This is a genomic window from Plantactinospora sp. B6F1, assembly GCF_040120695.1.
Classification (GTDB): Bacteria; Actinomycetota; Actinomycetes; order Mycobacteriales; family Micromonosporaceae; genus Plantactinospora.
This window is the reverse complement of the sequence record NZ_JBEEAC010000033.1, coordinates 1-18,802: the sequence shown is the minus strand read 5'-3', so window position 1 is coordinate 18,802 and position 18,802 is coordinate 1. Positions and strand designations below refer to the sequence as shown.

Annotated in this window: 12 protein-coding genes; 5 read left to right on the top strand and 7 right to left on the bottom strand. The window is 70.4% G+C overall.

Features of this window, described 5'->3' with window-relative positions; translation table 11 throughout:
• The first annotated feature begins 134 nt into the window (after positions 1-134).
• Both ABNF97_RS28155 and ABNF97_RS28150 read left to right on the top strand, forming a co-directional pair.
• Complete coding sequence (locus ABNF97_RS28155; RefSeq protein ID WP_349340388.1) at positions 135-398, top strand: hypothetical protein; 264 nt, start codon at positions 135-137, stop codon at positions 396-398.
• Positions 395-658: a type II toxin-antitoxin system RelE family toxin gene (locus tag ABNF97_RS28150; RefSeq protein WP_349340387.1), complete on the top strand. Its 264-nt coding sequence runs from the start codon at positions 395-397 to the stop codon at positions 656-658. The genes ABNF97_RS28155 and ABNF97_RS28150 overlap by 4 nt, the downstream gene beginning before the upstream one ends.
• A 19-nt stretch (positions 659-677) precedes the next feature.
• On the opposite strand, the gene ABNF97_RS28145 is transcribed toward ABNF97_RS28150, so the two are convergent.
• The 4 genes from ABNF97_RS28145 to ABNF97_RS28130 all read right to left on the bottom strand — a co-directional run bounded on the left by ABNF97_RS28145 (position 678) and on the right by ABNF97_RS28130 (position 5,903).
• Positions 678-1,229, bottom strand: a complete 552-nt coding sequence (locus ABNF97_RS28145) for a Uma2 family endonuclease (protein ID WP_349340386.1) — start codon at positions 1,227-1,229, stop codon at positions 678-680.
• A gap of 68 nt (positions 1,230-1,297) precedes the next feature.
• The gene (locus tag ABNF97_RS28140) at positions 1,298-3,469 is read right to left on the bottom strand and encodes an ABC transporter transmembrane domain-containing protein (RefSeq protein WP_502930559.1); all 2,172 of its coding nucleotides are present in this window, start codon (positions 3,467-3,469) and stop codon (positions 1,298-1,300) included.
• Entirely contained in the window at positions 3,466-5,199 is a 1,734-nt protein-coding gene (locus ABNF97_RS28135; protein WP_130465529.1) for an ABC transporter transmembrane domain-containing protein, read from the bottom strand. The genes ABNF97_RS28140 and ABNF97_RS28135 overlap by 4 nt, the downstream gene beginning before the upstream one ends.
• 35 nt (positions 5,200-5,234) lie before the next feature.
• Positions 5,235-5,903, bottom strand: a complete 669-nt coding sequence (locus ABNF97_RS28130; protein WP_349340385.1) for a TetR/AcrR family transcriptional regulator — start codon at positions 5,901-5,903, stop codon at positions 5,235-5,237.
• A 198-nt stretch (positions 5,904-6,101) separates the two neighbouring features.
• Between ABNF97_RS28130 and murD the strand changes: the two genes are divergently transcribed.
• Positions 6,102-7,481 carry a UDP-N-acetylmuramoyl-L-alanine--D-glutamate ligase gene (gene murD / locus ABNF97_RS28125; RefSeq protein WP_349340384.1) on the top strand — a complete coding sequence of 460 codons (1,380 nt, stop codon included), beginning with the start codon at positions 6,102-6,104 and terminating at the stop codon, positions 7,479-7,481.
• 63 nt (positions 7,482-7,544) lie between these two features.
• Here murD and ABNF97_RS28120 read toward each other — a convergent pair whose 3' ends face one another.
• From ABNF97_RS28120 to ABNF97_RS28110, 3 genes are all read right to left on the bottom strand, one after another.
• On the bottom strand, positions 7,545-9,578 hold the full coding sequence (locus ABNF97_RS28120; protein WP_349340383.1) for a cell wall-binding repeat-containing protein: 2,034 nt from the start codon (positions 9,576-9,578) through the stop codon (positions 7,545-7,547).
• Between the two features lie 258 nt (positions 9,579-9,836).
• A complete protein-coding gene (locus ABNF97_RS28115; protein WP_349340382.1) occupies positions 9,837-10,856 on the bottom strand; it encodes a hypothetical protein in 1,020 nt (339 codons plus the stop codon).
• A 138-nt stretch (positions 10,857-10,994) separates the two neighbouring features.
• Positions 10,995-15,374, bottom strand: coding sequence for an ExeM/NucH family extracellular endonuclease (locus ABNF97_RS28110; protein ID WP_349340381.1), 4,380 nt, complete (start codon positions 15,372-15,374; stop codon positions 10,995-10,997).
• Between the two features lie 458 nt (positions 15,375-15,832).
• Here ABNF97_RS28110 and ABNF97_RS28105 point away from each other — a divergent pair, with 458 nt between their 5' ends.
• A complete protein-coding gene (locus ABNF97_RS28105; protein ID WP_349340417.1) occupies positions 15,833-17,731 on the top strand; it encodes a VanW family protein in 1,899 nt (632 codons plus the stop codon).
• A 139-nt stretch (positions 17,732-17,870) separates the two neighbouring features.
• The gene (locus ABNF97_RS28100) at positions 17,871-18,674 is read left to right on the top strand and encodes a trypsin-like serine protease (protein ID WP_130465535.1); all 804 of its coding nucleotides are present in this window, start codon (positions 17,871-17,873) and stop codon (positions 18,672-18,674) included.
• Positions 18,675-18,802: the final 128 nt, after the last annotated feature.

Below are 18,802 nucleotides of genomic sequence, written 5' to 3'. Positions count from 1 at the left end.
TCCCGGCCGAGGGCTTTCTACTCGTCAATCTCGGCTACCGGATGTAGTCACTCTCGCGGGCATCTACGGAGGGTTACAAACGCCTACCCGCAGGGTCCGGCCGCAGTATGACTCCGAGGACTAAGCTCACAGGTATGACGGCTGCCTTCGCAGACGACGAACCTTCGATCCCCGATGACGTGGATTGGGACACGATGCTCAGCCGGGTCCGCGCGATCGCCGACGACGAGAATCGCTCGCCCGGTCTACGTGCATGGGCCAGGGCCCAGATGACTCAGATCCTGGCGATCATCGAAGCCGCCGAAGTCGAACAGGACGCAGCTGACGTGACAGCAGCGCTGGTAGAGCGCGGTGAGTCCGTTCCCGCCGATCGACTGTGGGCGGAGCTGGGGGTGTGAGCGGCCGGTACGAGATCGTGTTCCGACCGGCCGCGGTCCGCCAGATCAAGGCACTCGACAAACCGACCCAAATCAGGGTCAAGGATGCCACCGAGGCACTCCAGGACAATCCACGGCCATCCGGCTGCGTCAAGATGGCGGTCGGCAAGGACCTCTATCGCTTGCGCATCGGCGACTACCGAGTCTTGTACATCATCCAGGACTCGGTGCTGGTCGTGACGGTCGTCAAGGTCGGCAACCGACGGGACGTCTACCGCTGACCAGGCACATCTCCTCGTCTCAGCCGAGGTCGTGTTCGGCCGGGCTGGTGTTGAGCACCCAGGCCAACGGCATGCTCGCCCGCACTACGTAGTGGTCGCCGTCCAGGTGGTGCATGGTGACGGTCTGGGCCTGATCCTGGTCGACCACCCAGTACTGCGGGATGCCGGCGACCGCGTACTCGTTGCGTTTGGTCACCGTGTCCACGCCCTCGGAGCCCGGCGAGACAATCTCCACCACGAGGAGTACGTCGGCGACCGGCAGCCAGACACCGTCAGCCTGGGCCTTGCTCCACACAACCAGGTCGGGAATGCGTCCACCGACGCCGCTCCGACCCTGGATCCGCAAGCCGACCGCCTGCGCGATCCGATCGGCCGGAATTCCGCCGTTGGCAAGCCACACCATCAGCCGCGTCGCGATGATCGCATGGGCATACCCGGGCGGCGGCATGATGGAGAGAACTCCCTCAGGGCTGATCTCGTACCGGTGATGCTCGTCGGCGGCCATCATCGCCGTGAGGTCGTCGAGCGTCACGACCGGAGGCATGTACCTGCCAACAGCCTCTGAGCTCATGCCCGCATCCTACCGGCGCCGGCCGGGGCGATGCCCCGGCCGGCTCAACCCACCTCGTCCTTCGCCCGTCACCCCCGCGGTCGGGGTGTCCCGCCTGGTACGCCGCCCGGCCCGGCCAGTACCGCCGGCTCGATGTCGGCCACCGGCTGGGAGAACTGCGCGTGGTAGAGCCGGTGGTACGCGCCCTGCGCGGCCAGCAGTTCGTCGTGGGTGCCCTGCTCGACGATCCGGCCGCTCTCCATCACCAGAATGAGGTCGGCGTCCCGGATGGTCGACAGCCGGTGCGCGATCACGAAACTGGTCCGGTCCGCCCGCAGCGCGGCCATCGCCCGCTGGAGCAGCACCTCGGTGCGGGTGTCCACCGAACTCGTCGCCTCGTCCAGGATCAGCAGCGACGGGTTGGCCAGGAACGCCCGGGCGATGGTGATGAGTTGCTTCTCGCCCGCGCTGACGTTGTTGCCCTCCTCGTCGATGACGGTGTCGTAGCCGTCCGGCAGGCTGCGGACGAACCGGTCGACGAAGGTCGCCTTCGCCGCCGCGAGGATCTGTTCCTCGGACGCGTCCGGGTCGCCGTACGCGATGTTGTCCCGGATCGTCCCGCCGAACAGCCAGGTGTCCTGGAGCACCATGCCGATCTCGCTGCGCAGGGTGTCCCGACGCAGTTCGGTCAGGTCGACCCCGTCCAGGGTGATCCGTCCGGCGTCCAACTCGTAGAAGCGCATCACCAGGTTGACCAGGGTGGTCTTGCCGGCCCCGGTCGGGCCGACGATCGCCACCGTGTGCCCCGGCTCGGCGACCAGTGACAGGTCGTCGATCAGCGGCTTCTCCGGCTCGTACCGGAACGAGACGTGTTCGAACTCGACCCGGCCGTGCCGCGCCGTGAGCCGGGCCGGCACGGCCGGATCCGGGGTCTGCTCCTCCGCGTCGAGTACGTCGAAGACCCGCTCCGCCGAAGCGACCCCGGACTGGAGCAGGTTCGCCATCGAGGCGACCTGGGTCAGCGGCTGGGTGAACTGCCGGGAGTACTGGATGAACGCCTGCACGTCGCCGAGGGTCATCGCCCCGGACGCGACCCGCAGCCCGCCGATCACCGCGATCAGCACGTAGCTCAGGTTTCCGATGAACATCATCGACGGCATGATGATGCCGGAGACGAACTGGGCGGCGAAGCTCGCCCTGAACAGCTCCTCGTTCTTCGCGCCGAAGGCCGCCTCCACCTCGCGCTGCCGGCCGAAGACCTTCACCAGTTCGTGCCCGGTGAACGCCTCCTCGATCTGACCGTTCAGCGCGCCGGTGTGCGTCCACTGCGCGATGAACTGCTTCTGCGACCGCTTCGCGATCTGCTTGGTCACCACCACCGAGACCGGTACCGCGATCAGCGCGACCACGGCCAGCAGCGGCGAGATCCAGAACATCACCCCCAGTACGCCGACCACGGTGAGCAGCGAGGTGAGCAGCTGGCTGAGGGTCTGTTGCAGGGTCTGCGAGATGTTGTCGATGTCGTTGGTGACCCGGCTGAGCAACTCGCCCCGGGGCTGGCCGTCGAAGTAAGGCAGCGGCAGCCGGTTGAGCTTGGCCTCCACGTCCGAGCGCAGCTGCCGGATGGTGCTCTGCACGGCGCCGTTCAGGATGTAGCCCTGGAGCCAGCCGAACAGGCTGGCGGCGAGGAAGAGCAGGACCGCGAGCAGCAGGATCCGGGCGAGCCGCTCGAAGTCGATGCCGACGCCGGGGATGACCTCCATCTTCAGCAACAGCTCGGCGAAGCCGTCGTTGCCGGCCGCCCGGGCACCCTCGGCGGCCTGCTCGGCGGTGATGCCGGCCGGTAGCTGCCGGCCGAGCAGCCCGGAGAAGATCACGTCGGTGGCGTACCCGAGGATCTTCGGCCCGGCCACCGACAGCCCGACACTGACGACCGCCAGCAGGATCACCACGGTCAGTGACAGTCGGTGCGGCCGGAGCAGGCCCAGTAGCCGCCGGGCCGACGGGCCGAAGTTCATCGACTTCTCGGCCGGCATCCCGGCGGTGGCCCACGCCGGACCGCCCCGGGGAGCGCCGCCGCCCGGCAGCCGGGCCGGTGTCGCCCGGGCCGACTTTCCGTTCTTCCCACTGGCCACGACGGTCTGCCCGCCGGCCGCGCCGTTGTCTCCGCTGGCAACGCCGTTCGTCCCGCTGGTCATGCCGTTCGTCCCGCTGGCCATGCCGTTGTCTCCGCCGGCCATGCCGTTGTCTCCGCTGGTCATGCGGTCACCTCGACGGTTAGCTGGGACTCGACGATCTCGGCGTAGGTCGGGCAGCTCTCCAGCAGCTCGGTGTGCCGGCCCGCGCCGACCACCGCCCCGCCCTCCAGCACGATGATCTGGTCGGCGTCCAGGATGGTGGAGACCCGCTGCGCCACGATCACCACCGCGGCCTCGGCGGTGACCGGTCTGAGCGCGGCCCGCAGCCGGGCGTCGGTACCGAGGTCGAGGGCGGAGAACGAGTCGTCGAAGAGGTAGATCTCCGGGCGGCGTACCAGGGCTCGGGCGATCGCCAGCCGTTGCCGCTGCCCGCCGGAGAGGTTCGTCCCGCCCTGGGCCACCGGAGCGTCCAGCCCTTCCGGCAGCGCCTCGACGAAGTCGCGGGCCTGGGCGATCTCCAGGCTGGTCCAGAGTTCGTCGTCGGTCGCGTCCGGTTTGCCGTAACGCAGGTTGCTGGCGACGGTGCCGGAGAAGAGGTACGGCCGCTGCGGCACCAGGCCGATCCGGTCCCAGAGCAGGTCGGCGTCGAGTTCGCGGACGTCGACCCCGTCGACCAGTACCGCGCCGTCGGTGACGTCGAAGAGCCGGGGTACCAGCCCGAGCAGCGTCGTCTTGCCCGCACCGGTGCTACCGATGATCGCCGTCGTCTGGCCGGCCCTGGCCCGGAACGAGATGTCCCGGAGCACCGGTGCCGCCGCCCCCGGGTACTGGAACTGCACGTTCCGCAGCTCCAGCTCGCCCCGGAGCCGGACCTCGCGTACCGGCTCCGCAGGCGCGACGACCGACGAGCCGGTACGCAGCACCTCCATGATCCGTTCGGCGCAGACCGCCGCCCTGGGCACCATCATCAACATGAAGGTCGCCATCATGACGGACATCAGGATGAACATCAGGTAGGTCAGGAAGGCGGTCAGCGCCCCGATCTGGATCTGACCCGAGTCGATCCGGTGCGCGCCGAACCACAGCACCGCCACGCTCGACAGGTTGAGCACCAACATCACGGTCGGGAAGATCAGTGCCATCAGCCGGCCGACCCGCAGCGCGGTGTCGGTCAGGTCTTCGTTCGCCGCCTCGAACCGCCGGGTCTCGTACGGCTCCCGGACGAACGCCCGCACCACCCGGATGCCGGTGATCTGCTCCCGCAGTACCCGGTTGACGGTGTCGATCCGGGTCTGCATCAGCCGGAACTGCGGCACCATCCGGCGGATCACCAAGCCGATCGCCAACACCAGCACCGGTACGCAGACCAGCATCAGCCAGGAAAGGCCGACGTCCTCGCGCAGCGCCATGATCACACCACCGAGCAGCGTGATCGGCGCGGCGACCAGCATCGTGCAGGTCACCACGACGAGCATCTGCACCTGTTGCACGTCGTTGGTGTTGCGGGTGATCAACGACGGTGCACCGAACTGGCCGACCTCCCGGGCGGAGAAGCCCATCACCCGGTGGAAGATCGCCCCGCGTACGTCCCGACCGAAGCTCATCGCCGTCCGGGCCCCGAAGTAGACCGCGGCGATCGAGCAGGCGATCTGGGCCAGGGTGACCAGCAGCATCCAGCCGCCGATGCGGACGATGTAGCCGGTGTCCCCCCGGGCGATGCCCTTGTCGATGATGTCGGCGTTGAGGCTGGGCAGGTAGAGCGAGGCCATGGTGCCGACGAGTTGCAGCAGCACCACGGCGGTGAGCGGTCGGCCGTACGGCCGCAGATAGGTACGCAGTAGTCGGTTCAGCATCGACGACCCCCCGGAATCGAGGACGCGGTGACCGGTCATGGCCGGTCCGGTCTGTTGTGTTCTGCACAGCGTCCCGAGCCGGACTCGGGCGTGGCGGACTCGGGCTGCCGCATCCCGTCGAGCAGTACGGCGGCGATCATCTCGGGTCTGAGTGGTTCGTTGTCGGAGATCCGGGGGTGCGAGCCGGCGAAGGTCAGCAGTCGCAGCAGTCGGGCCACCTCGGGCAGCGGATAGCGGAAACGGTCGGCGTCCGGCTCCAGCACCCGGATGACGGCCTGGTGGATCTCCTCGTTCGGCGAACGGACCCCGGCGGCACCGCGCCGACCGGACGCCTCGGGCTCCGGCGGCCCGTGCATGCCGACGGAGTGCAGCAGGTTGAAGATGCTGGTGAGCCGACGCTGGAGGATCGCGGCCAGCTGGGTGAGCCGCTGCGGCAGCGGAGTATCCAGGTCGAGTGCCGCCAGCTCCTCCAGCAACGGGGCCGGGTCGAGGGCGGTCTCGACGGCCACCCGAACCAACCCGTCCTTGTGCGGGAAGACCCGGAAGATGGTGCCCTCGGCCACCCCGGCCGCCTCGGCGATCTGCCGGGTGGTGACCTTGACCCCGTGCTCGCTGATCAGGGCCAGGGTGGCCGTGATCAGTGCGGCCCGCCGCTCCTCGGGCGGAAGCGGCCGGGCCCGGCCCGAGGGAGTCTCCGAGTGCACGGCGCAACATTAATGAGTGAGTCACTCACTCACAAGCGATTTTCCCGACTCGCTCGCCCGGCGGCGAAGCTCACACTTCCGGCGACCGACGCCCGGGTCGGCCACCGCCCGGGTCGGCCACCGCCCGGGTCGGCGTCCCCGCCCGGAGCACCGGGCGCCGGGACTAGAGTTTGGGCGCGTACCGGAGGGAGTTTGCAGGTGCAGCTGGCGGATCTGCGCGGGCGTCGGGTCGCGGTCTGGGGCACCGGCCGGGAGGGCGCCGCGGCGATCAACGCGATCGCCCCGGTCGGGCCGGCCAGCCTGGTCGCGGTGATGGATCGGGAGACGTACGCCGCCAAGCCCTGGACGGGCCGGCTCGCCGAACTCGCCCCGCTGCACACCGGCCCCGCGGCCCTGGACGTACTGCTCGGATCGGACGTCGTCGTCCGCTCCCCGGTGATCGGCGAGACCCACCCCTGGGTGGTGCGCCTGCGCGAGCGCGGCATCCCGATCACCAGTGGTACGGCGCTGTGGATGGCCGAGCACGCGGCCAGCACGATCGGGGTCACCGGCAGCAAGGGCAAGAGCACCACCACCAACCTGATCAGTCACCTGCTCACCGCCGTCGACCGCCCCAACGTGATGGGCGGCAACATCGGCGTACCAGTGCTCGACCTGCCGCCCGCGCCGCGCTACGTCCTGGAACTCTCGATGTACCAGTGCGCCGACCTGACCGACTCGCCCGAGGTCGCGGTGCTCACCTCACTCGCACCGGAACACCTGGACTGGGCCGGTGGCGAGGCCGAGTACTACCGGCACAAACTGAACCTCGTCGCCCACCGGCCCCGGTGGGTGGCGTTCAACGCCCACGACGACCGGCTAAGCGCCGAACTCGCGGCCCGGCCCGGCCTGCCACTGCTTCCCGCCGGCTCGGCGACCACCCCCGCGGGCGAGCCCACCTTTCAGGTGACCGCCGAACCCGACGGCACCCGCTGGGTACGCCTCGGTGACGATCGGCTCTTTCCGCGTTCCGCGCTGCCGCTGGTCGGCCGGCACAACGAGGGGAACCTCTGCGTGGCGTTGACCGCGCTGCGGGCGGTCGGCGTCGACTGTCTCGCCGAACGGGACCGGCTCGCCGCCGCGCTCGCGAGTCTGCCGACTCTGGAGCACCGGCTCACCCCGATCGAGGACCCCTCCGGGATCACCTTCGTCGACGACTCGCTCTCGACCATTCCGCAGTCGGCGATCCACGCCATCGAGGCGTACGCCGGTCGCCCGCTGACTGTGATCGTCGGCGGTGAGGACCGGGGCGTGGACTACACCCCGCTGCGCGACTTCCTCGCCGGAGAGCAGATCGTCGCCACCCTGATCGGCATCCCGGACAGCGGCCCCCGGATCCTGGACGTGGTCAAGGACCTCGGCACCATCACCACGCTGGCCGCCCAGGACCTGCCCGAGGCGGTCCGGCTCGGCCGCCAGCGCACCCCGGCCGGCGGGGTGGTGCTGCTCTCCCCGGCAGCCCCCAGCTACGGACGCTTCGACAACTACGCACACCGCTCCCGGGTCTTCCGGCAGGCGATCCAGGACACCGCCGGGTAGATCCCCCCGGACATGCAGAGGGGCCGGTCGGTCGACCGGCCCCTCTGGCATTGCCGTGCGTGTTTACCGCTGGGCGAGCCGGTCCTCCAGCCCGTCCACGGCCGCCTGCAGCTGCTCAGGGGTACGGACCCGGCTGGGGTCCACCGCCGTCGCCGCCCGAAGGCCTGCCGTGCCCCGGTCGAGGCCGACGATCCCGATGTTGGTCGGGTTCTGCACCACGGTGTAGCCACCCGGACCGCTGATCCATCGTCCGGTCGGTGCCTGCTGCCCCGTCGAGACGACGCCCGTTCCCCCGAGGATCAGTGCGGTGTCCAGAGACCCGCTGTGCTCGTCGAAGAAGAGCTCGGGCTGGAAGGAGAGCGTGGACTGGTTGCCCCGGGTGAGCAGCAACGGAGCGTTGATCGTCGCCATCAGGGCACCACCGGCGAGCGCGTCCGGCCAGTCCAGCCCGGTCGCCATGCCGGCATGGTCGGTGCCGCCGAAGAACGCCCAAGCGACGCGGAGGGACGTCTCGTAGCGGTCAGGCCCGTAGATCTTGATCGGGTTGTACGCCGCGGTCGCCGTGGCCCCCTGGACGCCGATACCCACGATCGCCGACGTCGACCGGACCTCGTTGAGGTAGTTCCTGGTCGGGACCGGCAGGTTGTTGCCGGCGGTCAGGACGACCACCGCGGACTGGCCGGTACCGGGAACGTTGAACGAGCCGGCCGCCGCACCCGCCGAGAGCGCGTCCGGGAAGTTGACGCCGGTGGCGGCGAGCACGTACGTCGGGTTCGGGTTGATCTCCTTGGCGATGGCAACCGAGGTGCTGTACCGGTTCTCACCGTCGAGCCGCTTGACCTGGTAGCCCAGCGCCTTGACCTGGCTTTCCACCCTCGTCGAGATCGCGCCCGAGCTACCGAGCAGGTAGACGGTCTTGCCGGTGGGCAGGATCCGTCGGATCTCACCCTCGACAGCCGCGTTCAACCCCGCCGACGGGGTCATCAGCAGCGGACCCTGCTTCGCGGCGGCCAGCGCCGCACCGCCGAGCGCGTCGGCGAAGAGGTCCGACCGGGAGAGCACGACCGCCTCCGCGAACTGGCGCGGGTCGTCCGGGTTGGACGCGGTCGCCCAGTGCGCCTGGGAGACGGCGTTCGCGGTGCCGAACCGGTTCGCTCCGGAGAGCCGGGCCACGGTGTCCGTCCGGCGCGGCTGGTACGACGGCACGCCGGACAGCCCGGGTACCGGCGTCGGGTTCGCCGCCCGGCTGCCGTCGGCAGGCGCGGTCGCCACGCCGCTGCCGTTGGTGAACGCGATGGTGTTGCCATCGGGCGACCATGTCGGGTGATCGTGGCTGACCGCGTTCGACGTGACCGCGACGACGTTGCTGCCGTCGATGTTGGCGGCGTAGATCTGACCGCCGCGTACGAACGCCACCCGCTTGCCGTTCGGCGAGATGGACGGGTTGCTGGCATCGTCCAGGATCGTGTGGTAGCCGCTGCCGTCGAATACGCCGACCTGTGAGGGCCCGGACGGCGCGTCCGCCGAGCCACCCTGGGACTGGTAGACGAAGAGCGGACCGGGCCCGGAGTCCGGGTTTAGGTAGTGCCGCCCGTCGTCCGGGGTGACCGGGAACGGCAGGAAGCCGCCTGAGGCGACCTGCACCTCGATCCGCCATGGAGAGCCCGGCTCCTTGGCCGACCAGAGCACGCCAATGCCCTCGCTCCGGTAGACCGGGCTGCGCCGCAGCACCGGGGCGGGTTCGGTCGCCTCCCGGTAGGGCGAGACCCACCAGTAGTTGCTGCCGTCGTCGCGCCGGATCGTCAGGACGTCGCCGGCCTCGGTGGCAAAGATCGCCCGGCTACCGTCGGGTGCCCAGGCGGCGCCGTGCATGGTGGTGATGTACGACGAATCCTCCTCAAACGGGGTGAGCCGCAGGGTGGATCCGCCGCTGAAGCTGATGGTGTTGGTGCCGTTGCTGCTGGTCAGCGTGCTCGGAGCGCCGGGATCGCCGGGGTGGCTGGCCTGCGCGGCCGGGGCACCGGCGACGACGGTGGTCGCGGCGAGCGCAATGGCCGAGGCGAACGCCAACGGCCGGGAAATGGAACGTGGAGGCAAGGGGACTCCTCGCAACAGATGACGCGTCGCACTGCCCAGATAGGGAGTTTGCCCCCCGCGGGGCGACGCAGGAGCTACCTTAAGGCTTTCTTTATTCGGCGCGCTGCCCCGTTTCCGGTTCACGCGGGAAGATGGTCCGTTAGGCCGATCACACCGGGCCGATCCGGCGGTCCGGTGCTGGCAAACCCCTACTCTGGCACGGTCCAGGCGAGAAATCCGGATTGCCATCCATAAGGGACTGTGCATTGTGCCATCGGTCTACGGCACGTGCCCGGACGGTGCTTCCCCGAGCGCTTTGAGCAGGTTGCGTACCGATCGGATGGCGGAACGAATTTCCTGGAGGTAGCGGTCCGCGCCAGGCTCGACCGGCCCGGGTCCGGGGAGGAGGCTCGGGTCCAGCCCGATCGTGTCCACCTGGCAGCCGTAGCCGAGCCCGAGCGTCAGGATCGCGTCGCAGTGCTGGAACGGCACGTAGATCTGTGAGGTCAGCACCAGTACCCGGTCCCCGGCCGCCGGCTTCAGTTCCGTCGCCCAGAAGTGGTACGTGTCGGAGGTGTGCGCCCGTCGGGTCGCCGGCTCCGTCGACGGCGCGGCCAGTACCCGCACCACCGGCCGGGCGGCGGGACGATAGACGGCGACCGACCAGGACCGGTGGTCGAGCTCGCCCGCCGAGCGCCGTTCCTCGACGACCGGCGGCCACCCGAACGCGGCCCGGACGCCCAGGTCCATCGCGTCCACCTCGTATCCGCCGTTCAGCCGCCTGGCGTGCTCGTCGGTGGGAAGGTGCAGCCGGTCGAGTTCGACCGGGCGCAGCGGGCGGAAGCTGCCCAGCGCGGCGATCTCACCGGCCTCGACGGCCCCGGTGTCGACCAACCGGGCGGCGTAGCCGGTCCGTTGCAGGCAGGACCGGGCCAGCCCGCCGAGCACCAGCAGGTGGTCGTACCGCCGGTCGGGCACCGGGCGCGGACCGGCCAGGCCGAGCGCCTGCGCGGCCGACCGGACCAGATCGGCGACGCCGGGGGCGAGCGCGGTCTCGCCGACCTCGTCCCGCTCGACCGCACCGTGCCGACTGCGGAAGTCCCAGTGCCGGGCGGAGAAGTCGTCGAGCCAGCCCAGCAGCTCGGCCGGATCGAGCCGGTCGGGCAACTCGTCGCCGAACGCGGCCACCAGGTCCCGCATCGGCCGGGACCGGGCCCAGCCGGTCAGCCCGGTCACCAGGTCGTCCCGGCACGTCGCGCCGGCGCCGGCCGGCAACGGTACGGGCTGGTACCCGCTCACCCTCGTCCCTCCCGCCCACGGAAGACGCGCCGCCCGGGGCACCTCACGACGGACGACCGCGGGCCCGGACCGGTCACCGGTCCGGGCCCGCAGTCGTGACACGTCACCTCGACTGTCGGTCCGTACTGAGACCGTCGGTCACAGCCTGGCACACTGTCCGGTCGCCGGGCCCCGGACCGTGTTGGTCCGGCCGTCGTTGCCCGGCGCCGGGGAGTTGGCCAGGCAGCTCAGCGGCCCGCTGATGGTGTTGCCGGCGACCAGCACCGGCTGGCTGCCGGCGTTGCCGACCAGCGAGACCGGGCCGGAGACGGTGACGGTGTCGACCCGTACCCCGGCACTGCTGAGCGCGATCGAGACCGCACCGCTCACCCTGCCCTTCTCCACCAGCACCGCTCCGGTCGCGGCGACCACCGTCACCGGGCCGGAGACCCGGGTGCCGCTCAGGCTGAGCAGCGCCGATCCGGTGGCGGTCACCGGGCCGGAGATGCTGCCGCCGGTCGCCAGCAGCGACGCGCCGGGCAGCACGGTCACCGGACCGGTGACGGTGGCGTTCTCCAGGCAGGTGAGCCCGGAGAAGACGGTCAGCGGCCGGTTGTGCCGACCGGTGATCGTCGTGGTGCACTCCGGGCCGGGCCGGCCGACCGCCGAGCGGGGCGCCGGGTCGGCGGTGACCGGCGAGTTCTCGGTGAGGTAGCCGGTCAGCATGGTCAGGTCGTTGTCACCGGTGGTGACCCGGTCGGTGCCCTCGGCCAGGGTGGCGAAGTTGTCCCCGCCGGCCGCGAGGAACGAGTTCACCGTCACCCGGTAGCTGCCGCTCGGGTCGATCGGGGTGTCGTTCAGGGACATCGACGTGATTCGGGAGCCCTGCGCGGCCTCCGGGTCGTAGGTGTAGCGGAATCCCTTGGAGACGCCGAGCCAGAGCACCGGCCGGGAGGCCCCCGCCGGCTGCCACTGCTGCTCCAGCACCTGCTTGAGCTGGGCCCCGGTGTACGTCTTCGTCACCACGTCGTTGGCGAACGGCTGCACCGAGAACGCCTCCGCGTACGTGACCACTCCGTCCGGGGCGTACAGCAGGTCGGCCCGGAGACCGCCCGGGTTCATGAACGCGATCTGCGCCCCGCCCCGGCCGGCCGCGCTGGTGCCGGCGAGCTGCACGTCGGCGATGAAGTTGCCGAGCACCGACTCCTTGCCCCGGTCCTCGTTGCCGGCCTCGTTGTACGCCCGCCTGATGTCCGCGGTGATCGACCCGAGCGGCCGCTGACCCAGCTCCTGGGCCCGCTCCTTGGCCGCCGCCACGATCTGCGCGACCCCCGGGTGCTGCGGCGCGCCGACCACGTCGACGAGCGCGGCGTCGGCCGCGGTGACCGTACCGGTGGCCGGGTCGAAGGTCAGGTCGACCCGGCCCAGCCGCTTGCCGTAGTCCTCGGCCTGCACCACCGGCCGCAGCCGGTCGGTGCCGGGCACCGGCACCTCGAAGGCGTACGGCTGGTGGGTGTGGCCGCTGAAGATGACGTCGATGGTGGCGTCGGCCCGGGTGAACTTCCCGAAGACCGGGTCGTTCGCCAGCGCCTCGGCCGAGCCGATGTTCTCGGTCGCCGCGCCCTCGTGGGCGAGCAGCACCACCACGTCGGCCTCGCCGTTGGCCGGGTTGCCGTCCTTGAGCTGTGCGGCCACGGCGTTCGCCTCGGCCACCGGCTCCCGGAAGGTGATCCCGGCGATGCCGTCCGGACTGACCAGCGAGGCGGTCTGCTCGGTCACCACACCGACGAAGCCGACCTGGATCCCGCCGACGCTGCTGATCGAGTACGCCGGCAGCACCCGCTCGTCGTCCCGGTAGACGTTGGCCCCGAGCAGCGGAAAGTCGGCCCGGTCGGTCACCCGGCCGGTCAGGTCCGCGACTCCCTTGTCGAACTCGTGGTTGCCGACCGCCGAGGCGGCCAGCCCCATCGCGTTCAGTGCGTCGATCGTCGGGTTGTCGTCGTCGATCGCCGAGACGAAGGTGGAGGCGCCGATGTTGTCGCCGCCGGAGACGAACAGGGTGTTCGGGTTCTCCGCACGGAGCTGGTCCACCAGTCCGGCGACCTGGGCGGCACCGCCGACCGGGCGGCCGTCCGGCGCGTTGCCGGGCGACTCCAGGCGACCGTGGAAGTCGTTGACGCTGAGCAGTCGCAGGTCGACCGGTCCGGTCGCCCCGGTCTCCAGGCCCACCACGATCGGGTTGTGGTCGCTGGCCCGGTACGGGTCCGCGGCGAAGAACGCCGGGTGCCCGTCGTACTGGAAGGCGTACGACTCGTGCGAGTTGATCTGCCAGACGTCGACCCCGGTGACCCGTTCCGCCAGCGACGCCGAGGCGACCGCATGGTCCAGCGAGCCGGACTCGCCACCGAAGACGTAACTGGCCCTGCCGGTGTCGTTCAGGTCGACGTACCCGGCGTCGTAGAGGACCTGCATCGGGTCCTCCCGGGTGTAGGCGTTGAAGTCGCCGAGCAGCAGCACCTGGTCGCTGCCGCTGTCGGCCTTGAGCCGGTCGACGAAGGCGGTCAGCGCACCGGCCTGCCGGACCCGGTCACCGTTGAACGCGCCCTGCCCGTCCCCGCTGTCGGCGTTGTCCCCGGTCGCCGAGTCGGAGCCGCCCTTCGACTTGAGGTGGTTGGCCACCACGGTGAAGGTGGTCGCGCCGGCCGTGAAGGTCTGCGCGATCGGCTCCCGGGCGTTGAACCACACCGTCTCGTCGTTGACCGACCGGGACGCGCCCTTCGGCTGCGCCTTGGCCGGCTTGAAGATGATCGCGGTGGTGATGACGTCCTGCTGGGCCGCGGCCGGCAGCTCCGCCGGGGTACGCACGTAGTCCCAGGTGCCGGCGCCGGCCGCGGTGTTCAGCGCGGCGACGAGCCGCTTGAGCGCCTGCTGCGGGTCGGCGGCGTTGAACCGGACCGAGTTCTCGATCTCCTGGAGGGCGACCACGTCGGCGCCGAGCGCGTTGATCGCCGAGACGATCTTCGCCTCCTGCTTGGCCAGCGCCGCCTCGTCCTCGGCACCCCGGGCGTCGCCGCCGAAGTGCACGAAGTAGTTCAGCACGTTGAACGCGCCGACCTTAAGGTCTCCGCCGACGTCCCGGGGTGCCGGCGTACGCGGGTTGGTCGCCTTGAACGTGGTCCGGGCGGCCGGTGGGGTGTCCGCGCTGACCGGGGTGGTCGGCTGCAGCCGCCACTCGTCGAACCCGTACGACAGCACCGTCGGGCCGAACGCCTCGACCGAGTCGCCGACCCGCAGCGGAGTGCCCGGCGCCAGGTACGGCGGCAGCAGTCCGGCACTGGCCAGGTTGGTGGTCCGGCCGTCGTCGACCAGCAGTCGGGCGAGTCTGTTCGCCGCCGCCACCGCGCGGGCGGCGTCGGTGCCGGGCCGGGCCACGTCGGTCGGTATCACCGCGGGCCGGTCACCGGCGGCGAGCACGACCTCGCCGTACCGGTTGGTGTTGTAGACCTCGGAGACGGTGAACCCGCCGACCGGGGCGACCAGCATGGACTCGACCGACTCCCGGGCCGGGGCGTCCAGCGGCAGCGAGAGCGCGACCGGCGCCGGCAGCGCGACCTGGTGCTCGCAGACCTGCACGTCGCTCCGGGCCGCGATGCTGACCTGGGTGAGTCCGTTGAACTCGCTCGCGGTACCGCTTACCCGGACCCGGTCGCCGAGGGCGACGCTCGGGTGGTTGGCGGCGTTGCTGGTCAGGTAGACGAAGATCCCGTCGGAGGCGGTACCGGCGGTCGGCGCCCGCCCGCCGCTGCCGGCGGTCTGAAGGTAGATGCCGTTGTACCCGCCGGTGCGGTGGTCGCCGGTGACGACACCCTCGACGGTCACCCGGGTACCGGCCAGCGGCGTCGCGTCGCCGGTGCCCTGGACCTGGGCGATGGTGTGGCTGACCGGGGTGTCACAGCCGACCGGGTCCGGATCCGGGTCCGGATCGCCGCCGGTGTTGCGGGTGCCGAAGCTGTTCAGTGCCGGTGCCCGCCAGGTGCCGTCGATCCGCTGGAGGGACTCCCCGATCGGAGTGCCGCTCCCCTCGGCCACCCCGATGTCGGTGGCGGCCTGCCCGTCGGCCGGGCCACCGACCGCGGTCATCCCGCCCTCGTAGCTGAGGAACTCGGCGACGGTGCCGTCGGGGGCGACCAGCGCGATCCCGTCCGGCGAGCCGTTCTGGATGCCGTCCGTCGGGTACGTCGCGACGACCACCCCGGCCGCCGGCACCGTCCCGCTGAGCGTCCGGGTGTGGTACGGGGTTCCGTTGTTGCCGTTGTAGAGGACGAGCTGCCAACCGGTCAGGTCCGTACCGGCCGGGGCCTCGACCTCGATCGCCTCGCCGGTGTCCGTACCGGCGTTGTCGTAATGGATCTCGCTGAGAAAGGGCGTCGCCACGGGTTCGGCGGCGAAGGCCGCCACTCCGCTGGTCACACCGAGCGCACCACTGGTGAGCAGTACGCCCAGCGCCTTGAGCGAGCGTCCGCGTCTGTTCCGGCGCATCACGTTGCCTCCGATAAGGGGGTAGACGGTCGGAGCATATGCGGGCTCGGTGGCGTACCGAGAGCTGCCAGGTGTACGGAACACCATGGATGTTCGGCCGCACCATGTCGGAGATCGGACTATTCGCCGTTTTCGCTCCCGTGCCGCGACCGCTTCCCGGCACCGTCCACTGCGGGTTCGATCGATCCGGAGGCCAGGTCGACGCGGCGGTAATCCGAGGTCAGGCACGTTCTGACCGGACCCGCCGCCGGTCCTGGTCGAGTTTTTGGCTACCGTAGTCGGTCAAGGTCCTTTCCGGGCGGCTGTCGTGCCCGCCCGCCGTATCGCGCTGAGGTGTCGGTGAGGCAGGGGTGTCCGTGAGTCAGTACGGCGACAACTCCGTGAGTCAGCACGGCGACGGGTCCGGCGGCCGGCGCGGCGACGACAGAGTGCCCGCGGACGAGCGGCCGACCGTGCGGATGCCCGCCGTCAAGGTGCCCGCCGAGGAACGTCCCACCATCCAGATCACCGCGGTCAGTCTCCCGGTCGGACAGAACGACGGCGACGGCCCGGGTGGCGGCGCCCCAGGCACCCCGCAGACCGCCACCGCCACCGCCACCGCCACGTCGGCCGGCGGGAAGGCGCCGGGGCCGGGTTCCGGGCCCACCGTTCCGGGGCAAGCCGCCGAACAACCGGCGCCTCGGGCCCGGGTGCGGCGGCTGCTGCTCACCGGTGGCGCGGCCGTCGCCGTGCTGCTCGCCAGCGGTGGCGCTACGGCCGGCTACGCGTACGCCGGTGAGGTGCCCCGGGGCACCAGCGTGCTCGGCGTCGACCTTGGCGGCCGGAGCCGAGCCGAGGCGGTCGAGACGCTCCGCGCCGACCTGGACTCCCGGGCCGGCACGTTCAGCAGGCCGGTCCAGGTGCACATCGGCGACCAGACCGGCGAGGTGTCACCGGCGGCCGTCGGCTTGACGGTCGACGTCGACGCGACGGTGGCGGCGGCCGCCCGGCACCGCCCGGGCCCGTTGAGCCGGCTCTTCGGCTCCCACAGCACCGAGCCCGTGGTCACCGTCGACGCCGAGAGGCTCGACGCCGAGCTGCGGAAGATCGCCGGCGGGACAGGGCAGCGGATGACGTTGCCGGCCATCACGTTCAGCGGTACGACACCCCGGCCGGTCTACCCGAAGCCGAGCAGGGGACTGCAGGCCGAGGAGTCGGCGAAGGCGTTGCGCGAGGGATGGCTGCGCGGGCAGCCGGTGCGGGTACCGCTGGTCGAGACGCACCCGGCGACCACCGCCGAGGAGGTCGACCGGCTGGTCACCGAGCTGGCCAGGCCGGCGGTTGCCGGACCGGTGACGGTGACCACCGACCGGGGGAACTTCACCATCGCGCCGACCGTGATCGCCAAGAGCCTGGTGCTGACCGCCGACAAGGCGGGCAAGATCGTCCCTCGGATGGACGAGAAGAAGCTCCGCGCCGCGCTGCCCGGCCAGCTCGGCAGGGTCGAGGTGAAGCCGAAGGACGCCAGCATGTCGATCCAGGGCAACAAGCCGAAGATCGTGGCCGGCTCCGGCGGTTCTCGGGTGGACACCGCCGCGCTGGCCCGGGAGCTGCTGACGGTACTGCCGAAGACCGACGGCCGTACCGTGCGGGCGCAGCTCAAGCCGGTCGAGCCGAAGATCAGCGCCGAGGACCTGAGCAGGATGGGAATCAAGGAGCGGGTCTCCACCTTCACCACCAGGTTCACCGGCGGTCTCGGCTCGCCGCGCAGCCAGAACATCGTGACGATCGCCCGGGACGTGGACGGCACGGTGGTGAAGCCCGGCGAGACCTTCTCACTCAACGGGCACACCGGGGAGCGGGGCTACGCCCAGGGCTACCGGGACGCGCCGGTCATCCTGGACGGCAAGCTGGTACCGGGGGTCGGCGGCGGCACCTCGCAGTTCACCACCACGCTGTTCAACGCGACGTACTACGCTGGGCTGGAGGATGTGGAGCACAAGCCGCACTCCTACTGGTTCAGCCGCTATCCCCCGGTCATCGAGTCGACCATCTTCTGGCCGGACCTCGACTTCAAGTTCAAGAACAACACCCCGTACGGCGTCCTGATCGACACCTCGCACACCTCCAACTCGATCACGGTGTCGATCTGGAGCACCAAGATCTACGACAGGGTGACCACGGAGTGGAGCCCGCGCCGCAACATCACCAAGCCAAAGGTGATCAAGCTCCAGCCGGGCCCGTCCTGCATCCCCACCAACGGGATCAACGGGTTCACCCAGGACGCGTTCCGGCTCTTCCACAAGGACGGGAAGGTCGTCAAGCGGGAGAAGTTCACCTGGAAGTACCTCGCGGAGCCCCGGTACAGCTGCGGCTGACGATCACCTGGTCAGTGGTATGACATAACCGGGATGACATCGGCACATTGCTATATGGCGATGGAAGTTCATACGCTGCCGGCATCGTGATCTCAGGCGCGCCCACAAGGCGCGCCATCGATGCTCGGAGAGGACCCCCATGGCTCGTTGGCGCTTCCTCAGCCGCATGGCCGCCGTCGCGTTCGCCGCGGCAACCGCCGGCGGTGTCATCCTGGCCGCACCGGCCAGCGCCGCACCGGACAACACCGACGTCACACCCTTCATCGTCGGCGGCACCCGCGCCGCGCAGGGCGAGTTCCCGTTCATGGTCCGACTCTCGATGGGCTGCGGCGGTTCTCTCTACAGCCCCCGGCTGGTGCTCACCGCCGCACACTGTGTCGGGCGTACAGGCAGCAACTCCAGCATCACCGCCACCCTGGGCGTGGTGGACCTCCAGTCGTCGAGCCGGATCCAGGTCCGTTCCAACTACGTCTACCGGGCGCCCGGCTACAACGGCTACGGCGACGACTGGGCGTTGATCCGGCTGGCCAGCCCGGTCAGCGGGCTCAGCACCCTGCCGATCGCCACCTCGACCGCCTACGACAACGGCACGTTCACCGTCGCCGGCTGGGGTGCGACCCGGGAAGGTGGGGCGCAGCAGCGGTACCTGATGAAGGCAAGCGTCCCGTTCGTCAGCGACGAGGTCTGCAACGGTCCCTCGGCGTACGACGGCGACGTCATCGCCGCCGAGGAGATCTGTGCGGGGCCGCTCTCCGGCGGTACCGACTCCTGCCAGGGCGACTCGGGCGGCCCGATGTTCCGGCAGGGCGGCAGCGGCCTGGTCCAGGTGGGCATCGTCAGCTGGGGCTACGGATGTGCACGGCGGAACTATCCTGGCGTCTACACCCAGGTGAGCTACTTCTCCTCGGCGATCGCCTCGGCAGCAGCCAGCCTGGGCGGCTGAGTGGTTGGGGGGTGGTCGGGGCCGTGGGAACCGGCCAACCCCCTTTTACCCGGTCCGTTGCTTGTCCCGAGAAACACGAGTGGCGCCACCCGCATCGGGTGGCGCCACTTCGTGGATGATGTCCGGCG

Excerpts from the sequence above, each read along its gene's own strand:
- ABNF97_RS28110 (WP_349340381.1), bottom strand. The coding sequence starts at position 15,374 with ATGCGCCGGAACAGACGCGGACGCTCGCTCAAGGCGCTGGGCGTACTG.
- ABNF97_RS28135 (WP_130465529.1), bottom strand. The coding sequence starts at position 5,199 with ATGCTGAACCGACTACTGCGTACCTATCTGCGGCCGTACGGCCGACCG.
- ABNF97_RS28100 (WP_130465535.1), top strand. The coding sequence starts at position 17,871 with ATGGCTCGTTGGCGCTTCCTCAGCCGCATGGCCGCCGTCGCGTTCGCC.
- ABNF97_RS28155 (WP_349340388.1), top strand. The coding sequence starts at position 135 with ATGACGGCTGCCTTCGCAGACGACGAACCTTCGATCCCCGATGACGTG.
- ABNF97_RS28140 (WP_502930559.1), bottom strand. The coding sequence starts at position 3,469 with ATGACCAGCGGAGACAACGGCATGGCCGGCGGAGACAACGGCATGGCC.
- ABNF97_RS28105 (WP_349340417.1), top strand. The coding sequence starts at position 15,833 with ATGCCCGCCGTCAAGGTGCCCGCCGAGGAACGTCCCACCATCCAGATC.
- ABNF97_RS28145 (WP_349340386.1), bottom strand. The coding sequence starts at position 1,229 with ATGAGCTCAGAGGCTGTTGGCAGGTACATGCCTCCGGTCGTGACGCTC.